Origin of the sequence: Desulfotomaculum sp. (assembly GCA_003513005.1) — a bacterium.
GTDB lineage: Bacteria > Bacillota > Desulfotomaculia > Desulfotomaculales > Nap2-2B > 46-80.
Window position 1 is genome coordinate 1 of the sequence record DOTD01000090.1, and the last position, 25,985, is coordinate 25,985.

The 25,985-nt window shown below is 48.0% G+C and carries 22 protein-coding genes, 2 tRNA genes and 2 pseudogenes; 20 read left to right on the plus strand and 6 right to left on the minus strand.

All coding sequences use genetic code 11. The features are described 5' to 3' along the window. The 6 genes from DEH07_11525 to DEH07_11550 all read left to right on the plus strand — a co-directional run. Positions 1-190 (plus strand): hypothetical protein (locus DEH07_11525; GenBank protein HBY05113.1); only part of this gene is annotated, 190 nt, incomplete at its 5' end. Positions 191-483: 293 nt separating this feature from the next. Then, positions 484-1,758 (plus strand): phosphopyruvate hydratase, encoded by a 1,275-nt coding sequence (eno, locus tag DEH07_11530; protein HBY05114.1) that lies wholly within the window; start codon positions 484-486, stop codon positions 1,756-1,758. Positions 1,759-2,072: 314 nt separating this feature from the next. Continuing rightward, a complete protein-coding gene (locus DEH07_11535; GenBank protein ID HBY05115.1) occupies positions 2,073-2,465 on the plus strand; it encodes a hypothetical protein in 393 nt (130 codons plus the stop codon). 166 nt (positions 2,466-2,631) lie between these two features. Beyond that, complete coding sequence (locus DEH07_11540; GenBank protein ID HBY05116.1) at positions 2,632-3,522, plus strand: epoxyqueuosine reductase; 891 nt, start codon at positions 2,632-2,634, stop codon at positions 3,520-3,522. Further along, positions 3,512-4,246 (plus strand): hypothetical protein, encoded by a 735-nt coding sequence (locus DEH07_11545; GenBank protein HBY05117.1) that lies wholly within the window; start codon positions 3,512-3,514, stop codon positions 4,244-4,246. The genes DEH07_11540 and DEH07_11545 overlap by 11 nt, the downstream gene beginning before the upstream one ends. A gap of 19 nt (positions 4,247-4,265) precedes the next feature. Further along, a complete protein-coding gene (locus DEH07_11550) occupies positions 4,266-6,335 on the plus strand; it encodes a DNA topoisomerase III (GenBank protein HBY05118.1) in 2,070 nt (689 codons plus the stop codon). Here the strand turns inward: DEH07_11550 and DEH07_11555 are convergent. Then, the gene (locus DEH07_11555) at positions 6,330-7,280 is read right to left on the minus strand and encodes an MBL fold metallo-hydrolase (GenBank protein ID HBY05119.1); all 951 of its coding nucleotides are present in this window, start codon (positions 7,278-7,280) and stop codon (positions 6,330-6,332) included. The two genes, DEH07_11550 and DEH07_11555, sit on opposite strands and share 6 nt — an antisense overlap. Before the next feature lie 83 nt (positions 7,281-7,363). After that, positions 7,364-7,606 carry a hypothetical protein gene (locus tag DEH07_11560; protein ID HBY05120.1) on the minus strand — a complete coding sequence of 81 codons (243 nt, stop codon included), beginning with the start codon at positions 7,604-7,606 and terminating at the stop codon, positions 7,364-7,366. Positions 7,607-7,754: 148 nt separating this feature from the next. Between DEH07_11560 and DEH07_11565 the strand changes: the two genes are divergently transcribed. Next, complete coding sequence (locus DEH07_11565) at positions 7,755-8,549, plus strand: ATP-binding protein (GenBank protein HBY05121.1); 795 nt, start codon at positions 7,755-7,757, stop codon at positions 8,547-8,549. Between the two features lie 67 nt (positions 8,550-8,616). Here DEH07_11565 and DEH07_11570 read toward each other — a convergent pair whose 3' ends face one another. Further along, positions 8,617-10,077 (minus strand): amino acid permease, encoded by a 1,461-nt coding sequence (locus DEH07_11570; GenBank protein ID HBY05122.1) that lies wholly within the window; start codon positions 10,075-10,077, stop codon positions 8,617-8,619. Between the two features lie 216 nt (positions 10,078-10,293). Here DEH07_11570 and DEH07_11575 point away from each other — a divergent pair. The 10 genes and pseudogenes from DEH07_11575 (at position 10,294) to DEH07_11620 (ending at position 20,161) form a co-directional block, all read left to right on the plus strand. Further along, positions 10,294-10,369, plus strand: a tRNA-Thr gene (locus DEH07_11575). Between the two features lie 6 nt (positions 10,370-10,375). Next, positions 10,376-10,452: transfer RNA gene (locus DEH07_11580), tRNA-Met, on the plus strand. A 264-nt stretch (positions 10,453-10,716) separates the two neighbouring features. Then, positions 10,717-10,899: a benzylsuccinate synthase subunit gamma gene (locus DEH07_11585; GenBank protein ID HBY05123.1), complete on the plus strand. Its 183-nt coding sequence runs from the start codon at positions 10,717-10,719 to the stop codon at positions 10,897-10,899. Between the two features lie 50 nt (positions 10,900-10,949). Further along, complete coding sequence (locus DEH07_11590) at positions 10,950-13,556, plus strand: benzylsuccinate synthase subunit alpha (protein HBY05124.1); 2,607 nt, start codon at positions 10,950-10,952, stop codon at positions 13,554-13,556. A 124-nt stretch (positions 13,557-13,680) separates the two neighbouring features. After that, positions 13,681-13,872 carry a benzylsuccinate synthase subunit beta gene (locus DEH07_11595; protein HBY05125.1) on the plus strand — a complete coding sequence of 64 codons (192 nt, stop codon included), beginning with the start codon at positions 13,681-13,683 and terminating at the stop codon, positions 13,870-13,872. A 90-nt stretch (positions 13,873-13,962) separates the two neighbouring features. After that, positions 13,963-14,811 carry a CbbQ/NirQ/NorQ/GpvN family protein gene (locus DEH07_11600; GenBank protein ID HBY05126.1) on the plus strand — a complete coding sequence of 283 codons (849 nt, stop codon included), beginning with the start codon at positions 13,963-13,965 and terminating at the stop codon, positions 14,809-14,811. A gap of 33 nt (positions 14,812-14,844) precedes the next feature. Further along, positions 14,845-16,566, plus strand: coding sequence for a VWA domain-containing protein (locus DEH07_11605; protein HBY05127.1), 1,722 nt, complete (start codon positions 14,845-14,847; stop codon positions 16,564-16,566). Continuing rightward, a complete protein-coding gene (locus tag DEH07_11610; GenBank protein ID HBY05128.1) occupies positions 16,499-17,602 on the plus strand; it encodes a benzylsuccinate synthase subunit delta in 1,104 nt (367 codons plus the stop codon). Before DEH07_11605 ends, DEH07_11610 begins: the two co-directional genes overlap by 68 nt. A gap of 376 nt (positions 17,603-17,978) precedes the next feature. Then, positions 17,979-18,182, plus strand: a pseudogene (locus DEH07_11615) (benzylsuccinate synthase subunit beta). 103 nt (positions 18,183-18,285) lie between these two features. Continuing rightward, positions 18,286-20,161, plus strand: a pseudogene (locus DEH07_11620) (benzylsuccinate synthase subunit alpha). 231 nt (positions 20,162-20,392) lie between these two features. On the opposite strand, the gene DEH07_11625 reads toward DEH07_11620, so the two are convergent. Both DEH07_11625 and DEH07_11630 read right to left on the minus strand, forming a co-directional pair. Further along, positions 20,393-21,505 carry a hypothetical protein gene (locus tag DEH07_11625; GenBank protein HBY05129.1) on the minus strand — a complete coding sequence of 371 codons (1,113 nt, stop codon included), beginning with the start codon at positions 21,503-21,505 and terminating at the stop codon, positions 20,393-20,395. Between the two features lie 131 nt (positions 21,506-21,636). Further along, positions 21,637-22,926 carry a pyruvate formate lyase-activating protein gene (locus DEH07_11630; protein HBY05130.1) on the minus strand — a complete coding sequence of 430 codons (1,290 nt, stop codon included), beginning with the start codon at positions 22,924-22,926 and terminating at the stop codon, positions 21,637-21,639. A 335-nt stretch (positions 22,927-23,261) separates the two neighbouring features. Between DEH07_11630 and sigG the strand changes: the two genes are divergently transcribed. The 3 genes from sigG to DEH07_11645 are packed head-to-tail and all read left to right on the plus strand — an operon-like array spanning position 23,262 to position 25,215. Continuing rightward, positions 23,262-24,035: an RNA polymerase sporulation sigma factor SigG gene (gene sigG / locus DEH07_11635; protein HBY05131.1), complete on the plus strand. Its 774-nt coding sequence runs from the start codon at positions 23,262-23,264 to the stop codon at positions 24,033-24,035. A gap of 49 nt (positions 24,036-24,084) precedes the next feature. Continuing rightward, positions 24,085-24,873, plus strand: a complete 789-nt coding sequence (spoIIR, locus tag DEH07_11640; GenBank protein ID HBY05132.1) for a stage II sporulation protein R — start codon at positions 24,085-24,087, stop codon at positions 24,871-24,873. A 51-nt stretch (positions 24,874-24,924) separates the two neighbouring features. Then, on the plus strand, positions 24,925-25,215 hold the full coding sequence (locus DEH07_11645) for a YlmC/YmxH family sporulation protein (protein HBY05133.1): 291 nt from the start codon (positions 24,925-24,927) through the stop codon (positions 25,213-25,215). Positions 25,216-25,270: 55 nt separating this feature from the next. Here DEH07_11645 and DEH07_11650 read toward each other — a convergent pair whose 3' ends face one another. Continuing rightward, positions 25,271-25,507: a zinc ribbon domain-containing protein gene (locus DEH07_11650; protein ID HBY05134.1), complete on the minus strand. Its 237-nt coding sequence runs from the start codon at positions 25,505-25,507 to the stop codon at positions 25,271-25,273. Between the last annotated feature and the right edge of the window lie 478 nt (positions 25,508-25,985).

Genomic DNA, 25,985 nt, shown 5'->3' on the forward strand with positions numbered 1-25,985 from the left:
CTCAAAATCAAAAATGAAGATATCCGGGCAGTTTCAAAATGTTAAAACTGCATCATTCTATGCCAATATCAAATCCTATCTTGAAACGTGTTACAGGAACGGAATTAATGAATTCTATGCAATGCTTCGACTTTGCAGAGGGGATCCTTTCAAACTGGAAGAAATTCTTAATACTGCAGAACAAGGCTAGAAATTAGCCTTGTTCTGCATGTCTATTTTTTGGGCTGTGAATAGTAACCTTTCAAGCTTGTTTTTTTAAAGTTTTTTAAGGATTGCCTTGACATTATGATGATAATGCTATATAAAGGGAAATGTCTTAGGCTTGAAAATTATAAAAGGTGATGGGGTTCCGCCGGAAATACCTGATTGGTTGATGACTCCTGCTATGGAAGAAAATAAGAGTAGGAGTAACTTTTTAGAGTTTTAAGCTCCTACAGTAAAACTGGAGGAGTTTTTTATTTTAACAAAAAGGAGATCTGCACAATGAAAAAGATTACATCAGTAAAAGCCATTGAAATTCTTGACTCCCGGGGCAATCCGACTGTTCGTGTTTTTATCGGCCTTGATAACGGGATTACCGCCTCGGCTTCTGTTCCTTCCGGAGCCTCAACGGGGGAGAATGAGGCAATAGAGCTTCGAGATGGGGATAAGCAGCGTTATGGCGGTAAAGGAGTTTTAAAAGCCGTTGGGAATGTTAATGAAGTTATTGCCCCCCAACTTGTCGGTATGGACCCTTTCCAGCAAGCAATAATTGATCACTTGATGATCGAACTGGACGGGACTTCCAACAAGAGTATTCTTGGGGCCAATGCTATTTTAGGTGTTTCGATGGCTGTCTCCCGTGTTGCGGCGGAAGCGGCGGGACTGCCTCTTTACGCATACTTGGGCGGCCCCGGAGCTGTACATATTCCAGTTCCAATGATGAACATCCTCAATGGGGGGAAACATACGGATAACAGTGTGGACTTCCAGGAATTCATGATTATGCCTGTTGGCGCTCCAACGTTCACTGAAGCGCTGCGCTATGGGGCCGAAACCTTTCATGTTTTGGGCGGCATTCTAAAGGAAGAAAATTATGCGACGAGTGTTGGCGACGAAGGAGGTTATGCTCCTAACCTTGGTAGCAACGATGAGGCCTGTGAATTGATCATTCGCGCTATAGAGAAAGCCGGTTATAAGCCCGGGATTGACATCTCCATAGCGCTTGATCCCGCAGCAAGCTCTTTCTTTGAGAATGATACTTATAACCTTGTGAAATCCGGTCAGGGTCAAAAATCCAGCGCTGATATGAATTTATTCTATAAAGATTGGGTTGACAAATACCACATAGTTTCTATTGAAGACGGCCTGGCGGAAAATGACTGGAAGGGGTTTGTTGAACATACCGCTCTTTTAGGGGATAGCATTCAGGTTGTTGGCGATGATCTATATGTGACTAATACCAGGTTTATTGAGCGGGGCATCAAGGAAAAAGCCTCGAATGCCGTTTTAATAAAACTTAACCAGATAGGTACCGTAACCGAAACAATTGAAGCAATTAATTTATGCCGCAAAGTAGGTTGGGGATATGTAATATCGCATCGCAGCGGAGAAACCGAGGACACTTTTATGGCTGACTTTGCTGTAGCCATGGGCGGCGGTCAGATAAAAACGGGCTCGGCATCCCGCAGTGAAAGGATTGCAAAATACAACCGGCTGATAGAAATTGAAGCAGGGCTCGGAAATTCGTCCTTGTTTGAAAATCCTTTTAAAAAATAACAAATCATAGTACGATTAAAAAAATTATTTTAGGAGAAGCAGTCCGTTTAGACCACTAACTTGGGATTAGCCAGGAATTTATTATTTTTGACTTTAATAAGCTTGTGAATCAATCTTAGATACATGATCTTTTATACCAGGTTTAAGCCGGGACCGTTCCAGGAAGCCCGGCTGTCTTTTTCTCTGCAATGTCTTAAAGGTAAAAAATAAAAGTAATCGAATATTAAATGGCAACAAATAAGAATCAAGCAAAGCGAAAGATTTGCGGAGTGTAGGTAATGCGAACATGAGCACGCAGGTAGTTGTCCTCCCTAATGCAAATTATTTTCAGGATAGTAACGGTTGCTTTTTTATTTTGTAAGGGTAGTGGGAGCAAAAAAGCGCGTGAACTTTTTATGCTCTGCCGCCGGTATACCGCTCAGGAGGCGCTGGATATGAAATTAATCAATATGGTTGTCCCCCTGGAAAGAATTGATCAGGAAGCAGACAGATGGTGTGAGGAAATTTTGGCCTTAAGACCGGGATGTATAGAAGTACTGAAGACCAGTTTTGACATGGAAATTGATTATCTGGCCGGGTCCCTGGGTAAACTGTCCGGTTTGATGTATCCTGACTGGTTCACCGGTTTGGAAATAAAGGAAGACCAGCAGGCTTTTTTTGAAAAAAGAAAACCCCGTTTCTGGAAATCACGCATTAAAAAATTATAGCAGACAATCGAAATATTGTAAGGTTTCTAAGGGTTGAGCTGTTTTTATGAAAGAGAATTAAAGCGCCGCAAGGAATTGCGGGGTGATAATTAAAAGATGAAGATAAGACGAGTAATTTGTAGTATAATGGCTTTATCCTCCTTTGATTAAGAGGTGGGATTATAAAGTGGCTCCAAATACCGGACTTAAAGACAGCATTAAACAATTTTGCCGGGACGCAGGCGCAGATCTAATCGGTTTTGCGTCTGTTGAGCGGTGGGACGAGGAAAATGAAGTCCCTTCCCAATTCAGGCCCCAATCGCTCTGGGAACCAGCGCGTACAGTAATAGTCTTAGGAGTGGGCATGCCGCTTCCGATTGTTGAAACAACACCTTCCATTTTGCACAAAGAGACCTATACAACCTCAAACAGTGTTCTTGATGCAATGGCCTTCAACCTTGTCCGTTATCTGGTCCGCGCAGGAAACGCCGCTTATTTTTTCACACGGGACGGTTACAGCAGCCTCAGGCTTTTAAAATACAAGCCAACGGCGGCGTTCAGCCATAAAATGGCGGCTAAATATGCGGGTTTGGGGACTGTCGGTTTAAGCAATTGCCTGGTTACTCCAGAGTTTGGTTCCCGGGTGCGTTTTGTGTCTGTCTTTATCTCTGAACCTTTGGAATCCGACCCGGTGATTGAAAAAGACGTCTGCATCAAGTGCGGCGCCTGCGCCAAATGCTGCCCTGTGGATGCGATAACTATAAGTGAGGATAAACTAAAAAGCGACTTTAATATGCTTTCCTGCCTGGAGTGGCATATTGAATTAGTTAATGAAAAAACGTATCCATGCGGGATATGCACCAAAGTCTGCCCTGTCGGGAAGGATCGGCTTGTCTATAAACAAAAGGGCATTATGAAAAAGTACCTTGATGAAAAAGAAGCGCTGGCCGCTTATCCTGACGACCCGAGGTACAAGTCATGGAATCATGTGCGAAAATACGGAAGCTGGAGTAAGGAAGACCGAGCCAATGCTGTAAAAACAAATCATGAAAGCGGGGGAAATGATCATGGAAATTAATAACCTGGAACAATTCGCAGAACAGTTCAGTACTTTGCTGAAAGACAAACCGGAATGGCCGGACCTGCTGAAAAACGGCCGGGGCATGCTCAGCCAACTTGTTTCTAATCCCAACTGGTTCAAACCAGTGTTGTCAAAATTGGCTCTTGACGATGCTTTTCTGAAATCACAATGGCATTCCATTGACCCCAACGATATTCAGATATACCGCAGCCCTGAAAAATTGTTTACTGTCCGGGCCTTTATCTGGGAGCCAAATGTTTTTTATCCCATTCATGACCATGGCGCCTGGGGTATCGTAGGCGCCCATATAAATCAAATAAGGGAAAGAAAGTTTGCCCGGGTGGATGACGGGAGCGACAGCAATTTTGCCGAGGTTGTCCAGACGGCTGACGCCACCCTTTCTCCCGGTGAAACAACCTATGTTTTGGCTCTGAATGAAGGTATTCACCAGATGCAGGCCGTGAACAACAACACTTCAGTTACTATTCACGTTTACGGTTCTCCGGTGCGTAAAGGTTTTATTTATTATTTTAATCCTCATAACAATACCGCTCATCGTATGTATTCGCCGTCAGTTGAAAAAAAGATACTTGCCATCAGGACCCTGGGTTCAATACCGGAATCATGGGCTGAAGATGTGCTGCAGAGTGTTATTAACTCATCCGAGCCCGAATTTATCCGGAACGAGGGACGGTATTCGCTTATTAAGCTTAAGGGATAACAGTCAAACAGGAGGGGTAATGAAAAAATCGCTTGTGCTTGCTGAAAAACCCAGTGTAGCAAAGGAAATTGCCAGGGTTTTAAACTGCGGTATGAAAAATAAGGGATTTATGGAAGGACCTCAATTTGTGGTGACCTGGGCGCTGGGTCATTTGGTTACCCTTGCCGAACCTGAAGATTATGATCAGAAATATAAGAACTGGGCTTTGGAAGACCTGCCCATGCTGCCGGCCAACATGAAGCTGAAAGTAATCAGGCAGACTTCCCACCAGTTTCAGGTAGTCAGAAATCTTATGAAAAGGGAAGATCTAAAAGAACTGGTCATTGCCACGGACGCCGGACGTGAAGGAGAATTGGTGGCCCGCTGGATCATGGCTGCCGCATATTGGAAAAAACCTTTCAAACGCCTGTGGATCTCATCCCAGACCGACGCCGCCATTCGGGAGGGGTTTGCCAATTTAAAGCCCGGATCTTCTTATAATAATCTGTTTGACGCTGCCGTTTGCAGGGCCGAGGCTGATTGGCTAATCGGGTTAAACGTAACCAGGGCGTTAACCTGCAAATTCAACGCCCAACTGACCGCAGGGCGGGTTCAAACTCCGACACTCGCCATGATTGTTAACCGGGAGGAGGAAATAAAACAATTTATTCCGGTTGATTACTGGACTGTCCGGGCGGATTTCGGAGACTTTTTCGGAGATTGGCGGGATAAGAAAGGGAACAGCCGTATTTTTGACTACACAAGGGCAGAAGCGTTAGCTGCAAAGCTGCAGGGTCATCAGGGAATAATTGAGGATATCCGGACGGAAAGCAAAAGCGAACCGCCTCCCCTTGCTTACGATCTGACCGAACTGCAGAGAGATGCCAACAAGCGTTACGGATTTTCGGCGCAGAAGACACTTTCTGTTTTACAGGACTTATACGAACAGCATAAACTTGTTACCTATCCAAGGACCGACTCACGTTATATTACTTCGGACATGGTTCCCACTTTGCCCGCCAGGCTAAAAAGCATCGCTGTCCCTCCATATGCCGACTTTGTGAAGCCGCTCCTGCTCAAACCCCTAATAACTTCAAAACGCTTTGTCGATGACAGCAAGGTTTCCGACCATCATGCGATAATCCTCACCGGAGAGTCTTTACGTTTGGCGTCCTTGAATGCGGAAGAAAGAAATTTGTACGATTTAATTGCCAGAAGGTTTGTTGCTGTTTTATACCCTCCCTACCGGTATGATCAAACCATATTGATTACCGTAGTAAACGGGGAAAAATTCTACTCCAGAGGCAGGATTGTCAAAGATAAGGGCTGGAGATTGGTAACTTCCAAAACTGATGAAAAAGATACTTTAAATGATGAAGCCCTTCCCGAGCAGGTTTTGGCGAAATTTAAAAAAGGCGCCCCTAAGCAGGTGAAAGGTATTAAAATCAACAAGGCGAAGACCAAACCGCCCGCCCGCTACACCGAGGCTACCTTGCTTACCGCCATGGAAAGCCCGGGCAAGTTTATTGAAGATGAAGAACTGCGTGAAACAATGAAGGGATGCGGATTGGGAACACCGGCCACCCGCGCCGAGATTATCGAAAAATTGCTCTACAACAACTATATTGAGCGCCAGGGCAAGGAACTCACCCCTACATCCAAAGGTATACAGTTAATTAAACTGGTTTCTCCGGCGTTAAAATCACCTCAATTAACTGCGCAGTGGGAGCAGAGGCTGTCCAATATTGCCAGGGGCGAGGGCAGTAAAACCGAATTTATTGCTGATATACGCTCAAATGCGCTTGAATTGGTTAAAAGCATCGCCACGGACACGGTTTCTTCGTACAAAGCGGACAATATTTCCAAAACAAAGTGTCCTGTCTGCAGTAAATTTATGCTGCTTGTCAAGGGCAAAAGAGGCAGAATGCTTGTCTGCCAGGACAGGGCCTGCGGACACCGGCAGCCGGAAAGCGACGGTTTTGGGTTTCAGGCTTCCAAAAACGAGAGCAGAATGAACCAAAGGCTGATCGCCAGATACAGCGACCAGGACTCCATCGGAAATAACCTTGGAGAACTGCTGAAGGCGGCGTTGGACAAAGAAAACCTATAATCTTAACAGGCTTCCCACACTGTTTAAAATAAGAGAATCGCCAAATTCCCCGGCAAGAATATGCATGGCTTCCCAGCCGGTACAATGCATGGGCGCCAGCAAGGCGGGGTCTATTTTTTTCAGGCGGCGTACAGTTGGATCAATAATTTGTCCGGAAAGCCGGCCGCCGAGGTGAAAACCTCCTATCACCGCGTAGATTTTTTCTATTCCGGTCATTTTCCGGGCCTGTTCAATTGTATTAATGATTCCCCGGTGAGCACAGCCGGAAATAACGACCAGCCCTTTGCCGCGCACATTGGCGGCGATGCTTTGCTCCTCGGAAACATCGTCCCTGACCAGGTTTATGCCGTCATCAAGGAATAAGTTCGAAGTGCCCTGTTCAAACTTTGTGATCATCGGGATTTCACCGGTTGCGGCAAAAAATCCCTTTCCGAAAAGGATGGGCTGTTTATTTTCGATAACCTGCGCTCCTGAGGCCTCCAGTTGTTCCTTCTTCAACACCGGATATTTAATTTTCTCCCCGCTGGGTGTTAGACGTATGCGCAAATCTTGGAACACTTCCGGGTGGCAGATTAAAGAAAAGTTTTTTCCAATTGCAGCGGCCAGCCTGGTTAATCCTCCGAAGTGATCTATATGGCCATGGCTCAAAACCAAGGCCTGTATTTCCGATAAATTGACGTTGAGCAGATTAAGATTATGGATTGCTCCTTCTCCTGACCATCCCGCATCCAAAATAACCGCGCTTTCTTCGTTCCCTCTTTTTGCCCTTAAAAGCAAGGAGAATCCATGTTCAGCAAAAAGGGTGTCGGATCTGACCCTGCCTTTTTCGTAAAATCCAAACCTTTCCACAACGGGAGAAGAGCTGAGGCTTGCGTCGGCGTAATTATCCATCACAGAAAGGATTTCTAAATGGTCAATTTCCGTTAACGAGACTTTATCGGACATATGATCATCACCTTTTTAAAATTAATGTTTTTTATTTTCTTTACTCCGAGAGTTGAGCATAAAGCCGGGTAGATGATACCATATTAAATAATGAACATACCAACAGTCAATAATAAAATTAAACTTGAAGCCGGGCGACCGCAATGTGTGTCAACAACCCCGTCCCCCTGGCAGAAAAGTTTTTGTTGCATTTTTAGACATTTTACAATAAAATTTATGGGCATATGTTCAATAGGAAGAAAAATGTGTTTGCGCCGTCCGGCTTTTAAGCGGATTTTACGGGCTGCAAGAAAAAAGTTGCGGAGACTCTTTACAGGGACGGACAATCTTGATCAGAGGGGGGAATTACCTGGAAAGAGAAAGCGTTTTCGAATATGTCGATTGCAAACATGTCACATTTAAAAAACAAAACTCATATGGCAAAATTATTAAAATATTTCAAAAGATTATTTAAAGAAGGAAAGGAAATATTGAATGTCCGAAAACACATGTCCAGCAGCATCAGCAGCAGAGAGTAATAATAAACCCAAGGTTATCGAACAGAGTGAATTCAACAATATTAAAAAAGTTATTGCCGTAGTAAGTGGCAAGGGGGGAGTAGGCAAATCTTCCGTCAGCGCATTAATGGCCATTGGTTTGAGGAAACAGGGCTATAAAGTTGGTATACTTGACGCAGATATTACCGGCCCAAGCATTCCTAAGATGTTTGGATTAAATACCCATCCGGAAAGTCTGGACGATCACATTTTACCGGTCAAGACTTCTACAGGAATCCTCGTTATCTCCTTAAATTTATTTCTGGTCGAGGAGGACGAACCTGTGATCTGGAGAGGGCCTGTGCTTGCCAACGTAGTCAAGCAATTCTGGACGGATGTTATTTGGGGAGATCTCGATTATTTGATTGTCGATCTGCCGCCTGGAACAGGGGATATACCTTTAACAGCCATGCAGTCTTTGCCTTTAGACGGATTGGTCGTAGTGACATCCCCTCAGGACCTGGCCATGATGGTGGTTAAAAAAGCTGTTAAAATGGCGGAGCACATGAATATACCAATTTTAGGCATGGTAGAGAACATGAGTTATTTAAAGTGCCCCGACTGCGGCAAAGAAATATATCTTTTCGGGCCCAGCAAAGTCTTCGAGACTACTCTGGAAACCGGCATGAGGCTGATCGATAAGCTGCCCGTTGATCCTGAACTTGCAGCGCTGGCTGACCATGGCGAGATAGAAAGCTATCAAACAGATGCCTTTAAGGGGATTTCCTTCTAAATTAAGAATGAAATTAAGAATAGAATTTAAGCTATGCGACAACATTGCCCCGTTTCTATAGCGGGGATTATTTTTCTCTTTTTTCTTCTGGTTTCCGGGCGGGGGCCATATTTCTCAGATCCGCCGGCCGCAGCCGTCCCGGCTGTGCGCTTCTTAGCTTGCTATGTCTGTACCCGTATGCAAAATAAATGGCCAGGCCGATTAAAATCCAGATGACCAGGCGGATCCAGGTAAGGGCAGGCAGGTTGAAGGCCAGGTAAAACGAAAATCCAAAAGCCGCCAGGGGCAGCCAGGGCACAAAAGGAACTCTGAAGGGCCGCGGGAGATCGGGCCTGGTTTTCCGCAGCGCGATGAGGCCTATCGAAACAGCCATGAAAGCCGAGAGAGTGCCTATGTTAGCTAATTCGGCCACAATTTGTATGGGCAGCAAAGAGCCCATTAAAGCTACAATGGTTCCTATAATCAGGCTGTCCGGGACAGGAGTGGCCAGTTTCGGATGGACCCAGGAAAATACCGGCGGCAGGAGGCCGTCACGGGACATGGCAAAGAAAATCCTGCTCAGCCCATACATTGTAACAAGCATTACCGAGGTCAGGCCGGCCAGGGCACCGACAGAAACAAGCGCTGAACCCCAGTTTAAACCGATAGCCAGAAGGGCGCTGGCCATGGGTGAGGCGGTATCAAGAAAAGGGTATTTGACGATTCCGGTTAATACGGCTGAAACCGCAATATAGAGAATAGTGGCCAGGGCAAGTGAGGAGATAATCCCGAAGGGAAGGTCCCGGCGGGGATTTTTAACCTCTTCGGCTGCTGTGGAAACCGCGTCGAAGCCAATAAAGGCGAAGAAGATAATTGCCGCGCCCTTAAAGACACCCGAAATTCCAAATGGAAGAAAAGGGTTCCAGTTGGCGGTGTCGATGTGCCTGAATCCGAGGAAGATAAAAAGGATCAGTATGCTTACCTTTAAGCCCACGATAAACTTATTGGCAACGACGCTGTGCTGGGTTCCGGAAATAATCAGGGCTGTAATCACGGCGGCTATAAATAAGGAAGGAAGGTTGATTATTCCGCCGGCCAGAGGAGAAGTGGTCAGGGCGGCGGGAAGTGTAATCCCGGCCGATTTAAGAAGGCTGACTAAATAAGATCCCCAACCGATGGAGACCGCACCCGAAGCGACCGCGTATTCGAGCACAAGATTCCAGCCGACCAGCCAGGCCAGCAGTTCACCCAGAGAAGTATAGGCAAATGTGTAGGCGCTGCCGGCGACCGGAATCGAAGAAGCCAGTTCCGCATAAATTAGCGCGGTAAGGCCGCTTACTACCGCCGCAATGACAAAAGATAGGATTATACCCGGGCCGGCATAGCGTGCAGCCGCCAATCCCGTTAAAACAAAAATGCCTGTGCCGATCACTGCCCCAAGACCAAGCGCCGTTAAATCGAACGATCCGAGTGTCCTTGCCAGCCGGTGCGTTCCGCCTTCTTTTTCGGCTAACAGGTGTTCTATAGGTTTAACCCGCAATCTATTCATTCTACCGCCTCTTTATATATTTGTACTTAAAGTGTAAAAGGGTTGCTTATTTTAATGTTTACCAGGAGCGGATTTTTATGAGTCAAGCCGCGATCTTTCGAATATATTTTTGTTTATCAGTTTGCATAGAAGCTGCGGCATCCTGTCTTGACAAGGCCTTACTCTTATGTTAAACTCACTTCACGGCATAAAAGAATTTCCTTTGATAATGTATTTGCCATCATAGCTCAGTAGGTAGAGCACGTCCTTGGTAAGGACGAGGTCACCGGTTCGAGCCCGGTTGATGGCTCCAAGTTAAGGCGGCGTAGCTCAGCTGGTCAGAGCACGCGGTTCATACCCGCGGTGTCCGGGGTTCGAGTCCCTGCGCCGCTACCAGCTTTCCTTACTGTTATAACTCCTATTTGTGACAAAAATGTTCCTATAGGACCAATTGGACTAATATTTCCCAATATATCTTTTTAATAGTTTTAAATTTCAGGAATTATTTTAAAAATATTTTAAGAAGAGTACTTGACATGCCCCCTAATGATAAAGTATCTTATAAAATAAGAATAGATAAATTGTTCTGACAGATTAGTATATTTTAAACTTATACTAATCAACCAACCAACCAAAAATACATAGGGAGGTGAACACTTAATGGCGGCCTGTGCAGAGTGCAAATCGTTTTTCGCTGTTCCCGAGAATGCAGATGATTTTGCAGAGGGGAAAGGAGACTGCGTCAGGGAAATAAAGGATGAAAAAGGCAAGTACTGGCTCTCCAAACCCGTGATGGGCGATATGGACACAAGCAAATGTCCTTTTTTCGCTGAGAAAGTGTAGTCCAAGAACTTTAAAAAACCAAAATTTAAATGGGGAGGTTAACGATATCCATGGCAACTAGACATAAGCCAATTGAGTATAAGGGAAAAGCCCTTGATTTTCCTTATGAGAACCCCGCTGAGGAAGCAATCGAAGATGAATATCTTCATGAAAATCTGGCTAAGCCGACAACCGAGAGGACGAAGAGGCTCAAGGCGAGGTGCCGTTGGAAGCATACTGCGGCCGGCGAGTTTGTAGAAAGCAGCGTCAGGGGAGGTATTGAGCGGCTGCGCTACTGGACCGAGGGACATAGGGCATCCGATGGAAATAAGGAAGTTTTAAGAAGGGCTACCTGCCTCCAGACGCTTTTGGATAAGTGCACTGTCATTCTGCAGGAAGACGAGAAGATCATCGGCTACCACGCCGAAGATCCGAGTATGATCCCCCTGTATCCGGAACTTTCCTTCCTGGCCACCCAGGATTATATTCAAAGCCCCAGGTATTGTCCGCAGCCGGTGGAAGAAGCCCAGGAAATCAACAACTACTGGATGAAGCACTCGCTGCTCTCCAAATGCATGCCCTACTTCGAGCCGTTTGAGCTGGGCCAGATGTTTCAGGTCAGCTCGATGGAAGCGCCGAGCTTTGCTTCGGGCTACAACAGCATTGTTCCCCCCTACGAGACAGTGGCGGAAGACGGGCTGCTGAAAAGGATTGAGCTGGCCCAGGCCAACATTGATAAAGCCGGGGGCGAACTGGCCGCCCCGTACTGGAACGCTCCGGAGAGGCTGCCGCTGCTGGAAAAGATCGACGTCTGGAGATCCATGATCATCGCCGACAAGGCAGTGATCAGCTGGGCAAGGCGCCACGGCAGGCTATGTAAGATTGTTGCCGAAAACTTTGAAACCGACCCCGCAAGAAGAGAAGAACTGCTTGAGATGGCCGACATCAACCACAGGATACCCGCTGAACCCTGCCGGGGACTGTGGGATGTCATGCAGATGAAGTGGTATGTCTACCTTCTCTGCCACGCCATCGAGCGCTATGCCAGCGGCTATGCCCACAAAGAGGATAAACTCTGCTGGCCCTATTACAAGGCCAGCGTAATCGATAAAACCTTCCAGCCTATGACCCACAAGGATGCCGTCGAGCTGTTCGAGTGCGAGCGGCTGAAGTGCTCCGAGCACGGCGCCGGCAAGTCACGGGCCTACCGGGAAATCTTCCCCGGCTCCAACGACCTCTTCATCCTGACCATCGGAGGGCTGAATAGAGACGGCACGGACGGCAGCAACGACTGCACCGACGCTATCCTGGAAGCCGCCCGGAACATCCGGACGACGGAGCCTTCAATCATGTTCCGCTGGAACCCCAAAGGCCGCTTAAAGACCAAACGTCTCGTCTTCGAGTGCATCAGGGACGGTCTCGGCTATCCCTCAATTAAAAACGATGAGTTAAATTCCCACCAGATGCTCTATTACGCCAGGTTCAGCCAGAACAACAACGGGGCGACCCCCGAAGAAGCCCATGACTGGGCAAACGTTCTGTGCATGTCCCCCGGCTTGGTCGGCCGCAGGAAGACTCAGAAGACAAGGTCGGAGGGCGGCGGCTCGCTCTTCCCGGCCAAGATCCTGGAGATCACCTTGAACGACGGCTACGACTGGAGCTACTCCGATACCGAGCTCGGCCCGCATACCGGCGACCCCAGGACCTTCGATACCTTCGACAAACTCTGGGAGGCCTTCCGGGCACAGTACCAGTACGCGATAAGCATGGTCATCAGGGCCAAGGACGTTTCCCGTTACTGGGAAGCCAGGGTTCTGCAGATGCCCTTCGTCTCCAGTATAGACGACGGCTGCATGGAACTCGGCAGGGACGCCAACGAGCTCTCCGAGCAGCCCAACGGGTGGCACAACCCCATCACCACCGTGGTGGCCGCCAACTCGCTGGTCGCCATCAAGAAGCTCATCTACGACGACAAGAAGTACACTATGGATCAGCTGCTTGACGCCCTGTACGCCAACTGGGAAGGCTTCGAGGAAATGCGGCGCGACTTCGTCAACGCTCCCAAGTGGGGCAACGACGACGACTATTCCGACAGCGTCATCAAGAAGTTCTATGAAGATATAATCGCCGGCGAAATGAGGAAGATCACCAACTACTCCGGCGGCCCGGTCATGCCTGTCGGCCAGGCGGTAGGCCTCTACATGGAAGTCGGTTCCCGCACAGGCCCGACCCCGGACGGACGGTTCGGCGGCGAGGCTTGCGACGACGGAGGAATTTCCCCATATATGGGCACCGACAAGAAGGGCCCGACGGCCGTTCTGAAGTCCGTATCCAAGGTCGACTCCACCACCCAGAAGGCGAACCTGCTCAACCAGCGCCTGTCTGTTCCGATTATGAGGAGCAAGCATGGTTTCAAGATCTGGCTCGCCTACATGAACACCTGGCACGATCTGAACATCGACCACGTGCAGTTCAACTGCGTGAGCAACGCCGAGCTGCTGGCGGCGCAGAGGGAGCCTGAAAAGCATCAGGACCTGATTGTCCGTGTTTCCGGCTTCAGCGCCCGCTTCGTTGATATCGGCAAGTACGGCCAGGACACCATCATCGCCAGAAACGAGCAGGATTTCGGCGCCGAAGACCTCGACTTCCTGAACGTCAGCACGGATGAAATGGTTTAAGGAGCATTATTTTAAGATAATTTCGAGTAAAAATTGAATATAAAGGGGTGTTTTATAGGTGTCCGAATTAGTCTCAAAAGCAAAAGAGCTGGCTGAAAAAAGAAAGGTCGGAGTCAGACTTGAAATGGGAACCACGAAGGCGTGTCTCAAATGCAGATGGGGAGTCGAAGACCCCACAGATCCTGCCAAGGGGCAGTGCATCGGCGGTCACAGGACCGGAATGGGCGGCATCTGGAAAAGGATGATCCACGACTATTACAATACAACCTGCGATCATTTTGAAGAAGGCGAAGTAGATTTCCGGGATCACGTGTAATTCCGGAACAAACAACATACACCCTATGCAAAATAGGGTGTATGTTGTTTATATTAAAAGTTGTTTATATTAAAAAATGGAGGACAAAAAATGAGCACAGAAAATAAGATATTAGTGCCGGAAGCAGACCCTTTTTTTTATGTCAGCCGGGAAACAAGGAACATAATCGATAAAATAAGGCTTATATCTGAAAAAAAGCCCGTTAATGTTCTGGTAACCGGAAGACAGGGCTGCGGCAAGTCTTCCCTGGTCCGCCAATATGCCGCCGTATACAACAGGCCGCTGGCCTCCTTTCAGATTGGTATTTTGTCCGAGCCGGGGCAGTTGTTTGGAGAATATACCTTAAGGGAAGGCGAAACCAGTTACAAGCCGTTTCTTTTCCCGGAGGCGATCCAGACGGACGGATGTGTGGTTCACCTTGAAGAAATCAACAGGCCAGAACATCCCAAGGCGCTGAATATGCTGTTTTCCCTGCTTGCTGAAGACAGACAGGTCTGGATGGATGAACTTGGCCTGCTCCAGGTAGCGAAAAGCGTTGTCTTTTTTGCAACGATGAACGAAGGAGAGGAATATGTAGGCACCGAGATGCTCGATCCGGCGTTGAGGGACCGCTTTTACACGATCCTGATGGATTACATCCCGGCTGAAGTGGAAGTTGAAGTCCTAGTCAAAAAGACAGGTGTGGACAAGGAAAAAGCCGAGGAAATAGTTGACCTGATCAATAAATTAAGGGGAAATTCGCAAACCCCGATGGATGTTTCAACAAGAACAACCCTGATGATTGGGGAACTGGTGGCAGTCGGAGTAAGCATCCGGGATGCGATTATATACAGCCTGCAGACCGACAGGGATCACCTTGAATCAATTCTGCTTACCATGCATATGGAAAGGAAAGACATCGACGCAGAATTGGCCAGTGAATTCGTTCTCTTTAGATAGCAGGCCGACTTTAAAAGCGAAAGAGGGGAGAACATGATCAAATATCCCCAGATTGTAAAACCAGAGGATATTATCAGTTCTTTTTACATACCCGGTGAAGAGGGGATTTCCGAACATTGGCGGAAGAATAAATCGCCCGTGGAATTCCGCGAGCTCGTTTTCTTGCTCAAAGGCATTGAAAAGATAACGGCGTACATGGGCAGAAATGTGGGAACCATCCTCTGGTCCGGCATGGAACCTACGGAAAGCAACGTGATCTTTTTAGACCCTTCCGCTGTGCTGGGAAGGTACCCGGTTCCTCCGAGCAGAGCCGATATCGCCATCGGGGAAGCCATTCACCTAGGTTACAAAAACACGGAATGGAGCGATCGCGCGAAAAACCTTGCGGCTAAAGCGCTAAACAAGGAACTGCACGACGAGGATTCCTTCCGTTACGACCGCCGCTTTGCCCTTTTTATAGAGATGGCGGAAGATGTCTACGTGGATATTATTTCCAACCGCTGGATTCTCGGGCGTTATACGGAAAAATACCGCGAGTATACGTTTGACGTGAGAAGAAAGAACTTTCTTCAACCCCCCACGGTCGACGAACTGTTGCACCTGTGGTGGCTTATGGCTGCGGAGAGAACGGGCCAGGCTTACAAGAATGAGTTTGAGGACGAGATGTACGGTTACTACGGGTACAACCTGTCCCGTTTCTATACTGAGCCTCTGCTCGTCCTGAATTCGATTGTCAGCGATTTAATTAATAAAGTTCCCCGGATCAGCAGCGTTGTGGAGCGGTGTGAATTAAGGGCCAAACTTTACCTGAGCATTTATGAGGACCTGAAAGCGAACTTTGGTTTCTGGGTAACCGATATCAGGGATAAGAAGATGATCCCGCGCACCATCGCCGAAGATATTGTTGAAGACAAGAGCCAATTCAAGGCGATCATCGCCCACTACGCCAAGGAAATGGAAACGCTGGTCAGCAAGAGCGCGGATATAACCGATGAAATCAGGCTGATCTGCCATGACGACACCGAAGTCGTTCCTATCAAGATCAATGATATCGTTTTGCCTTTTAGGGAACCCGTGGATATGAGCCTTCTGACGAAGATCCAGGCCCTGATCAATACCAAGGCGGACAAAAGGAAAATAATCAGCCGGGGCATGGAAAGCGGAAAAATTGACAAGCGGCGGCTGTACAGGGCGCCAATCAACGGAAAAGTTTTCATGTACAAAAAGACCGAATTTGAAATGAGCAACGACATCATCCTGGTCATCGACGCTTCCGGTTCAATGGGCGGGCCGAAATGGAACACCATCCAGATGATTTTTAAAGTCCTTTATACGGCCTTATCTAATATTAATAAGAATGCCAGGATATTTTCCTATAACGAGACCAAGGGCGCCTGTCTATTAACCGAGCTTTCCAGGGGCGACAACGAGCTCTACACAGTGCTTCCCCAGGGAAAGACCGCTTCCGGCGAGGCAATTATCGCAGCGGCGACCTTAATCAGGACGAAAACCAGGCGTCCATACATAATCCACATTACGGACGGGGCTTCCAACTGGGGCTGCAATGTGGAATATGCCATCGAATACTGCAAGAAGCAAAGAATAAGCCTGATGACTATGGGTTACGGATGCTCAAAAAGCAACAAATCGGCATTGAGGGAAGAGTACGGCAGACAGGTTGAATTCATTGATAACCTGCAGGAATTTCCCGCCAAGTTCGGAAAGCTGCTCAATTTGGGAAGAAAATATAATTAAGGAGATGAGGCTGATGTCGTCAACAACGACCTCTGAAGAAATAAACCAGGATACCGGGAAGCGCGTCAGGGAACCCCTCATCACCAACATCCAGCGCTATTCCCTTCAGGACGGACCCGGCCTGCGCACGACTATTTTTTTAAAGGGATGCCCTTTAAGGTGTCCCTGGTGTCATAATCCGGAAACGCAGTCGGTAAAACCGGAGATTAACCACTTTCTGGATAAGTGCACCGGGTGCGGCAAGTGCGCCGAAGTCTGCCCTACAGGCGCCACTTACATAGAAAAAGAAAGAGGAGAAATAAATCTCCGCTTCGACAGGAACAAGTGCACGGGGTGCGGTGAGTGCGTCAAAGCCTGTTTATACGAGGCCAGGCAGTTGGTCGGGACTAAAATGACAATGGATGAGGTTATCAAGGAAGCCGTTTCCGACAGGCCGTTTTTTCAGAATTCCGGAGGAGGGGTGACGATCAGCGGCGGCGAACCACTGTTTTTCCCGGAATATACTACGGAACTGGCCAAAAGGCTGAAGTGGGAGGAGGCTGTGCACCTTGCTATCGATACCTCCTGCTATTGTCGGTGGAGCCACCTTGCTGAGCTTGTTCCTTTAGCAAACCTTTTTCTTTGTGACATCAAGACCATGGATCCAGTAAAATATAAAGAGATAATTAAAGGTGACTTAAAAGTTATCTTGACTAATATTGAAAATCTAGTCCGCGCGGGAGCAAATATAAGGATCAGGCTGGCTATCATTCCCGATTTTAACAATTCAAAGGAAGATTTTGAGGCCTACGCAAGCTATATCGCTACTCTGCCCGGGAAGATAGTAGCGGTGGATATTCTTCCTTTCCACAGCTATGCTGAAAATAAATACGCCTTGTTGGGCAGGCTGGGTAATTACAAATACAGGGATTTTAAGTCTTTATTCGGAGAGGATGTCGTCGAGCTGCTGAAAATTATGGCGCCTGTTGCCCGCGCCCATAAATTTGAATGTACTGTCGGGGGTTTGTCGGGAGTTACCGCACAAAGCCTCTCCTAATAGGATTGCTGATACTAACTGATATTTTAATTAAGGAAAGGAATTTCAACGGTGGAGGGAACAACTGTCCTTAGAAATTCGGCTGTGATAAATTATGTGCCCGGAACACCGTCTTCTTGTTCAAAGTGTCTTTGGGGGCGCCAGGACTCCAGGGACATGTCCAGGGGTTACTGCATTGCTTACAAAACAAACGCAGACACTGTTTGGGTAAGAAAAATCAAGGATTTTCATAATTGCACCTGCGGGCGCTATGAATACGGTATGCCGAAAGTGGTCAGCAGTATGATGGGCCATTGCAGGGGTTGCCGTGTCTGTACATGCCCGTAACTTAAACTTACCAAAGAACGTCTTAGATCTGAAAAAGGAGTGTCTTGCTGTGGAAGATGCTGAGAAAAAAAATGTCCAGATTGGCATAGTGCCGGGAACACCTAAACCGTGTGCAAAATGCAAGTGGGGGCGGAAAGATTCCAGAGACCCGGATAATGGTTTTTGCGTCGGCTACAAAACAAGAGCAGGTACTCCCTGGGTAAGAAAGATTAAAGATTTTAACAATACAACCTGCGGCAAGTATGAAGAGGGGATTCCAGGCATAGTGAACACTGTGCCGCTTCCCGACGACGAACCGGTAAAGATTAATATCTAAGAATTTTGGCGGTTACTGTTTAATTAACTAAATTGAACGTATGTACCGGTGGGCCTCAATGGAAGCGCCGGCTTTTGCCATTGGTTTCAACAGCATTGTTCCTCCTTACGAAACTGTTGCTGAAGACGGCCTGCTGAAAAAGATTGAGCTTGCCCAGGCCAACATTGACAGGACCAGAGCCGAACTGGCCGCCCGCGCTGGGATGCTCCGGAGAGGCTGCCGCTACTGGAAAAAATCGGCCTTTGGAGTTCTATGATTATGGCCGACAAGGCTGTGATCAGCTGGGCAAGGCGCCATGCCAGGCTTTGCAGGATCGTCGCCGAAAGCTTTGAAACCGACCCCGTAAGAAGAGAAGAACTGCTGCAAATGGCTGAGATTAGCCAGCGGCTGTGGGACGTCATGCAGATGAAGTGGTATGTCTACCTGATGTGCCACGCCATTAAGCACTATGCCAGCGGCATGGCCCACAAAGAGGATAAGCTCTGCTGGCCGTATTACAAGGCCATCGTAATTGACAAAACCTTCCAGACCATGACCCACAAGGATGCTGTCGAGCTGTTCGAGTGCGAGCGGCTGAAGTGTTCCGAGCACGGCGCCGGCAAGTCAAGGGTTAACCGGGAAATCTTCCCTGGCTCCAACGACCTTTTCATCCTGACCATCGGCGGGCTGAACAGGGACGGCATGGGTTTCCCTTCAATTAAAAACGACGCTCTGAATGACCAAGCCAGAACAACAACGGGGCGACCCCCGAAGAAGCCCACGACTGGTGCAACGTTCTGTGCATGTCTCCGGGCCTGGCCGGCCGCAGGAAGACCCAGAAGACAAGGTCGGAGGGCGGCGGCTCGATTTTCCCGGCCAAGATCCTGGAGATTGCTTTGAACGACGGCTATGACTGGAGTTATTCAGACACCCAGCTGGGCCCGAAAACCGGCGACCCCAGGACTTTCGACACCTTCGAAAAGCTCTGGGAAGCCTTCAGAGTACAGTACGAGTACACAGTGAGCATATCAATCAGGGCTAAGGACGTTTCCCGCTACTGGGAAGCCAGGATCCTGCAACTGCCCTTCGTCTCAAGAATCGATGACGGCTGCATGGAACTCGGCAGAGACGCCTGCGATCTCTCCGAGCAGCCCAACGGCTGGCACAATCCCATTACCACCGTGGTTGACGCCAACTCGATGGTCGCCATGAAGAAGCTCATTTATGACGAGAAGAAATACACGATGGAACAGATGCTTGACGCTCTGTACGCCAACTGGGAAGGCTACGAGGAAATGCGGCGCGACTTCGTCAACGCTCCCAAGTGGGGCAACGACGACGAGTATGCTGATGCCATCATCAAGAAGTTCTACGAGAATATAATCTCCGGCGAAATGAGGAAGATCACCAACTACTCCGGCGGCCCGGTCATGCCTGTCGGCCAGGCGGTAGGCCTCTACATGGAGGTCGGTTCACGTACAGGCCCGACCCCGGAAGGCAGGTACGGCGGCGAGGCCTGCGACGACGGTGGAATTTCCCCGTACATGGGCGCCGACAAAAAAGGCCCGACAGCCGTTCTGAAGTCTGTATCCAAGGTTGACTCCACCACCCAGAAAGCGAACCTGCTCAACCAGCGCCTGTCTGTTCCGATCATGAGGAGCAAGCACGGCTTCAAGATCTGGCTCGCCTACATGAACACCTGGTATGACCTGAACATCGACCATGTCCAGTTCAACTGCGTGGGCAACGCCGAGCTGCTGGCGGCGCAGAGGGAGCCTGAAAAGCATCAGGACCTGATCGTCCGCGTTTCCGGGTTCAGCGCACGTTTTGTCGACATCTCCAAGTACGGCCAGGATACAATCATTGCCAGAAACGAACAGGATTTCGGCGCCGAAGACTTCGACTTTATCAACGTCAGCGCGGAAGATCTGGTTTAAGGAGCAGCGTTTTTAAGATAATTTCAACTTGCGACAAATACGAAGAAGGCGAAGTAGATTTCCGGGATCACGTATAATTCCGGGACAAATAAGATACACCCTATGCAAAATAGGGTGTATCTTATTTTTATATTGAAAAATAATGCGAGTTTTCTTTTCATGTCATTAAGAAAGAACTTAATTCGGCGGTCTGTGGTTGATGAATTGCTGCGCCCTGCGGCGTGTTTTTGATTATCGCCAGCATTGCGGATCTTCGCCCATGATATCGCCCGATAAACCAAAAGCCATTCTTCTGCAGCCGCCGCAGACATATCTTAAATGGCACTTGCCGCACCTGCCCCCTAACTTTTCTCTGTCTTTTAAAAGCTTGATCAGCTCGGAATTCTGCCATATTTCACTAAGGGATTTTTCCGTTATATTGCCGATATCGGTTTCCGGCGCCATCACGTCACCGACAAAGATCTTACCGTCCGCTCCAACCAGGTACTGCCAGATTCCCGAAATACACCCCACCGGACTGTCTACAAAGTTCCCCGTCTTATTGGGGTCGATGGCCACTTTCAGGGAACGTTCATCCTCACAAATCTGATAGCGGTTTTCAAACAGCACATTATTGCCGCCGTAAAACTTTTTCTTTTCAAACATTATTCTCTGCCATTCCCTGACCTGCTCTTTAGTAAGCATTAATTTTTGAAGATCATTGGCCCTGCCCAGGGGAAGCAGTTGGACCATACCGACTTCCACGCCCAACTTGGCGCAGAATTCAATCAGTTCGGGCGCCTCATCAAAGTTTACCTGTGAAACGGTGGCGATTAGCCATATGCTCGGGAACTCCTCTTCCACGCAGTTCTTTAACGCCTGGATGCAGTTTTTAAAGGTCCCTTTTCCTCTATTCCAGTCATGGCTGTTTTCCAGCCCGTCAACGCTTATTTTGACCTGGTTGACGCCTGCTGCGGCCAGAGCACGGACGTAACGCTTGTCGGTCAGCGCCTGACCGTGAGTGTTAATGGCTGCGAACATGTCATGGTTCTTTACCGCATAATTGACAATCTCCAGCAGATCCTTGCGGAGTGTCGGTTCCCCTCCGCCGAATACTACCGCCTCAGTACCGGCTTTGGCGATGTTATCGAGGGCTTTAAAAGCTTCCCTGGTGGAAAGTTCGCCTTCCAAGGGCTTATGGGAATCGGCGAAGCAATACTTGCAGTGAAGGTTGCATTCCTCGGTAAGGCTGAACCAGGTCATCAGGGGTTTGGCGTCCTTGACCATATTCTTGAATTTCTGGCGGGTGATATTTAAAAACTCCTCATTGGTTAGGCCTTCGACCATCTTGACGCGCTCGATCAATTTTTATACCTCCCCGGGAGTGTTTATTTAAAAACCTTACTTAATTAGTCAACTTTAATTCAAGTATACTTTATCTTTTTAAAATATGTCAACAGAATTGAATATCGTTAAAATAAAAAATTTTTGTTTTTTCAAGGCCCGTAATAACCTGCTGTTGTTTGGCAGAGAACGCATTCCAAACCCATTTTTTTCAGTGTTTTCCAAACATCGAACATCTCACCGGCCGATGGCTGAAAAATGTCCCTTTGTCTGAATTCGGGCCGGTAGTCCAGCAGGCAGACCTGAACAGACGGGTTAAGTTCAATAATGCGGCCGGCAATTTCTTTAACTTCCTCCAATGGGACTAAGGACCGGTTATAAACAATGCCCAGGCCGACAAATATTCTGCCGGCGCAGTTTTTCAGCAGGTATTCCACTCCAGCCCAGGACTGCTCAAAAAACCTTCGTGAAAAGGCTGGGTGCTTAATACCCGTTACCTTCTGATAAGTTTCCAGACGGGACGACTTAAGATCAACCCCTATATCGGTCATGCCGGCGGCAATAAGCTGTTCAATATAATCCGGCGTCAACAGCGCGCCGTTTGTGTCAACATGCAGGTTAATTCCATCCGGGTTCAGAGCTTTCAGTTTTTTCAGAACTTCGACCAGCCAGCGTCTGTTGATGGTCGATTCGCCGCCCGTAAAGGCTATCCGTTTAAGGTTATAGTCTCTTGCTTTTGAATCAATAATTCCGGCAGCCTGCCCGGGTGTCAGCGGCGTACCCCGCGAGGAATATGTATAAGGCCAGTTCTGGCAGGTCGGGCAGCGGAGGACGCAGCCCTGAGTGAAAGCACCCACTTCGGTGTAATAGGGTCTTCCGGAGGTCAGTTGATATTTCTTCCGCAAGGTATGCGGAGTGCCGACCCCTCCCACGGGATGGGCCTTGACAGCCGCTATTTGGCGCAAAGGCGGCATTGCTTCAATCGCTTTCCGGTCGGTGATAATTTCCATGCCGTCTTTTAAAGTTGTTACGCATGACGGCTTAAGAGTTCCGTCTATAAGTACCGTGCAGCTCCAGCAGCCGCCGGTCCGGCAGGGAGCGTAAATCCTGCCCTCCTCCGGAAAATGGGAAACGTTATATCCCGCTTTGGAAAGCGCCTGAAGAACAGTCAACTGGTCAGTAAACTGGTACTGCCGGCCGTCAATCAGGACCGTTTTGTATACGGTTTCCGGGTTTCTTTCCATATATATCGCCCGGTTCGGGCAGGCGGCAAGACAGGCGCCGCATCCCGTGCACCCTTCTTCAGCATCGAGACAATGCAGGTAGGTACCGCAGAAACCGCAGTTAAGGCATAACTTCTCTTTTTTTCGGGCTATTCTTTTGATAAGACTTCGCCACCTCAACAGATGGATTTTCTTATATAATAACCAATTCCAAAACACTCAACAATAAAAAAGCGCCTTTTTATAAGTAATCAGTAAATTCATCCAAAGGGAGGGCAATGCCTTAAGTGCGATTTTGAGCTTTCATTCAAAGAACGAGTGAACCTTAAGGATAAGCCAGGTTACTGTTTGAGGCGCATAGCGCTTAAGTTTAACCGAGCTCGAGGGTGAACGAGTTCGTACAAGTATATGAGGCGATTATTAAGCACGTAGGCAGTTGACCTTCCTGAGGATAGTTACACCTTTTTTCTACATGTATAAACAATTATCGACGGGGTAATAATGAGGTTATTGCAGCAAGGCATTTTGATGACAAAACTGGTGGAGGTTAAAGCATGCTGGTGAATAAGGTGGAGATCTGTGGTGTAAATACTTCAAAACTCCCCGTACTCACAGGAAGCCAGATGCGCCAGCTGTTCCAGGCGATGCAGAGCGGCGATCCCGATGCCCGCAGCAAATTAATCAACGGCAACCTGCGGCTTGTGTTAAGTGTAATCCAGCGATTCTCCAACCGTGGCGAATATGTCGATGATCTTTTTCAGGTCGGCTGCATCGGGCTGATGAAGGCAATCGACAACTTTGACCTTTCCCAGAACGTAAAGTTTTCAACCTATGCTGTTCCAATGATTATTGGTGAGATCAGGCGCTATTTAAGGGACAACAACTCCGTACGGGTAAGCCGTTCACTCCGGGATATGGCTTACAAGGCATTACAGGTGAGGGACAAGCTGGTCAACAAATTTTCCCGCGAGCCTTCGGTAAATGAAATAGCGCTGGAATTGAAACTGCCCCGTGAAGAAGTAGTCTTTGCCCTGGATGCAATCCAGGATCCCGTTTCTTTATTCGAACCAATTTATCATGACGGCGGCGACCCTATTTTTGTAATGGATCAAATTAGCGATGAAAAGAACGAAGATCACCACTGGCTCGAAGGTATCGCTATTCAGGATGCCCTAAACAGGCTCAATTCGCGTGAAAAACACATCCTTACTCTGCGCTTCTATGAAGGCAAAACCCAGATGGAGGTAGCGGAGGAAATAGGAATCTCACAGGCCCAGGTATCCCGCCTCGAAAAGGCGGCGCTTAATCACATGCGCAAGCACCTGTAAGGTTTAAAACGGATAGAGGTTGGTTACACTAAAAAAGGGTGGTTATTAAATGATTAATAAGTTACGTTCAATTATGTTGGTATCGGCAGTTCTTATTTCAGTCAGTTTTCTTATTGCCTGGCGGATAAACGTCAACGAGGCGTCGAGAGCGCACATTCCCGCTGTTGGCAGCAATCTGATCCGCCTTCATGTAATCGCCAACAGCAATGACCCTAACGATCAGGCTCTGAAGTACCGTGTGCGCGACCAGGTAATCATTACGATGTCTGATAAATTCAGCAATGTTCATGACGTCAATCAGGCCAGGAAGGTTGTCAGGGAGAATCTTGGATTTATACGGCAGCTAGCTGCCCAAGAAGTCGCTGATTCCGGCAAGGCTTATCCCGTAACTGTAAAAACAGGTAACTTTATATTTCCTGCCAAAAGGTATCAGGGTCAGATGTACGATTTTACGCTGCCTGCGGGTAATTACGAAGCGCTGAGGATAATTCTGGGCCGTGGTGAAGGAGCGAACTGGTGGTGCATTTTATTCCCGCCGCTGTGTTTTATCGATCCCGGCGGAGTTGCTCAAGTTAAGGGAACTGGCGCGTTAAAAACGATTGAGAAAAAGGAACTTTCTACACAAAACAAGGGCGAAAGCCCTGCGCTGAAAGAAGCGGCGCCTGCTTTTAAATTAAGTATTCCGGAGACTGTTCCGGCAAGCGGCTCTTTGAAGCATGAAAAACCGGCCGCCGGCCTTTCCTGGACCCTGGTATCGGCTGGTCCGGAACCGCCTGTTGAATTCCGTTTTAAAATACTGGACTTTTTATCCGGGATCAGATTATTTAGATCATTTTAATTCATATATTTCGCCTTTCTCATATATAAATATCTTGAGGGGGCGCGGGCAATGGCAAGGATATCCGATTTAAAAGTTCGCGAGGTCGTCAACATTGCAGACGGCAGAAGGCTTGGACCTATAAAGGATATTGACATCAACCTGGAGCAGGGCTGCATTACTTCGATAATCATGCCCGGCCCCAGCCGGCTGGTTTCATTTTTCGGCCGTGAAGAGGAAGTTGTTATTCCCTGGAAGAAAATAAAAAAAATCGGGATGGATGTTATCCTGGTTGATCTAAGGGATGTTGTTGATCTGAACCAGGATAAAAATAATCCTAAAAACAAGGAACGGTTATGGTAAAACACATAACCGTTTTTCAATTTATTCAGGCTCGAAGTTGAGCTTGGTTTTATAATTAATGGCCGCAGGTTGCGCAGTTGCCTGAACTGCACCCGGCGCAGCCTCCACTGCTGCCTGCGAAAGTATCGGAATCGCCGCCATTTTTCCCGCCTGTCTCAAAACTGCTCATTACCCTGTATGGTTCCGGTTTGCCGCATTTTGGGCAGCTGAGGTTTTGGCCCGTCTCGCCTATCTGGCACAGCCTCTCAAAACGGCTCTCACATTCCATACATTTAAATTCATAAACCGGCATTTGCCAATCACCCCTTAATGTTACTATATCCGGTATTTCCAGTTTACGACGGAGACCTTCCTCTGTCAAGGATAGTAAGTAGGCAAGTAGGGACGGTTCTTGCTTGCCTACCGCATCTGCTTAGCTGACAACATAGCTCTTTTGGCATTGAGACTGCTTTTTCTATTAACTTTGGAGAGTCGCTGAAGGCTCAAAATCGTACTTAAGGAGCCGCGATAAATTAATGTGATAGGGGTTAACAATTTGATGGCGTGGTTGTATCATAGCGTTGGGGTGATAGGTTACGGAGCCACGATGGAACCCGCCATTTTGGATCGGAGATCGTCTTTTCACAGAAAAGGATCTTGAATTGATCCGTTGGACGACAGAACGCTTTCCGGGCTTGAGCCGGATGGAACTGGCTTTGACTTTATGCTTTGAACCTGCCGTGGAAAGCGCCGGGCGGACAATTGCGCCTTCATGGGTGCTTGGAGGTGTT

Coding starts and splice junctions, on each gene's coding strand:
- DEH07_11550 (HBY05118.1), top strand. CDS start 4,266: ATGAAAAAATCGCTTGTGCTTGCTGAAAAACCCAGTGTAGCAAAGGAA.
- eno (HBY05114.1), top strand. CDS start 484: ATGAAAAAGATTACATCAGTAAAAGCCATTGAAATTCTTGACTCCCGG.
- DEH07_11595 (HBY05125.1), top strand. CDS start 13,681: ATGGGAACCACGAAGGCGTGTCTCAAATGCAGATGGGGAGTCGAAGAC.
- DEH07_11545 (HBY05117.1), top strand. CDS start 3,512: ATGGAAATTAATAACCTGGAACAATTCGCAGAACAGTTCAGTACTTTG.
- DEH07_11650 (HBY05134.1), bottom strand. CDS start 25,507: ATGCCGGTTTATGAATTTAAATGTATGGAATGTGAGAGCCGTTTTGAG.
- DEH07_11535 (HBY05115.1), top strand. CDS start 2,073: ATGCAAATTATTTTCAGGATAGTAACGGTTGCTTTTTTATTTTGTAAG.
- DEH07_11555 (HBY05119.1), bottom strand. CDS start 7,280: ATGTCCGATAAAGTCTCGTTAACGGAAATTGACCATTTAGAAATCCTT.
- spoIIR (HBY05132.1), top strand. CDS start 24,085: ATGATTAATAAGTTACGTTCAATTATGTTGGTATCGGCAGTTCTTATT.
- DEH07_11570 (HBY05122.1), bottom strand. CDS start 10,077: ATGAATAGATTGCGGGTTAAACCTATAGAACACCTGTTAGCCGAAAAA.
- DEH07_11585 (HBY05123.1), top strand. CDS start 10,717: ATGGCGGCCTGTGCAGAGTGCAAATCGTTTTTCGCTGTTCCCGAGAAT.
- DEH07_11590 (HBY05124.1), top strand. CDS start 10,950: ATGGCAACTAGACATAAGCCAATTGAGTATAAGGGAAAAGCCCTTGAT.
- DEH07_11600 (HBY05126.1), top strand. CDS start 13,963: ATGAGCACAGAAAATAAGATATTAGTGCCGGAAGCAGACCCTTTTTTT.
- DEH07_11565 (HBY05121.1), top strand. CDS start 7,755: ATGTCCGAAAACACATGTCCAGCAGCATCAGCAGCAGAGAGTAATAAT.
- sigG (HBY05131.1), top strand. CDS start 23,262: ATGCTGGTGAATAAGGTGGAGATCTGTGGTGTAAATACTTCAAAACTC.
- DEH07_11645 (HBY05133.1), top strand. CDS start 24,925: ATGGCAAGGATATCCGATTTAAAAGTTCGCGAGGTCGTCAACATTGCA.
- DEH07_11605 (HBY05127.1), top strand. CDS start 14,845: ATGATCAAATATCCCCAGATTGTAAAACCAGAGGATATTATCAGTTCT.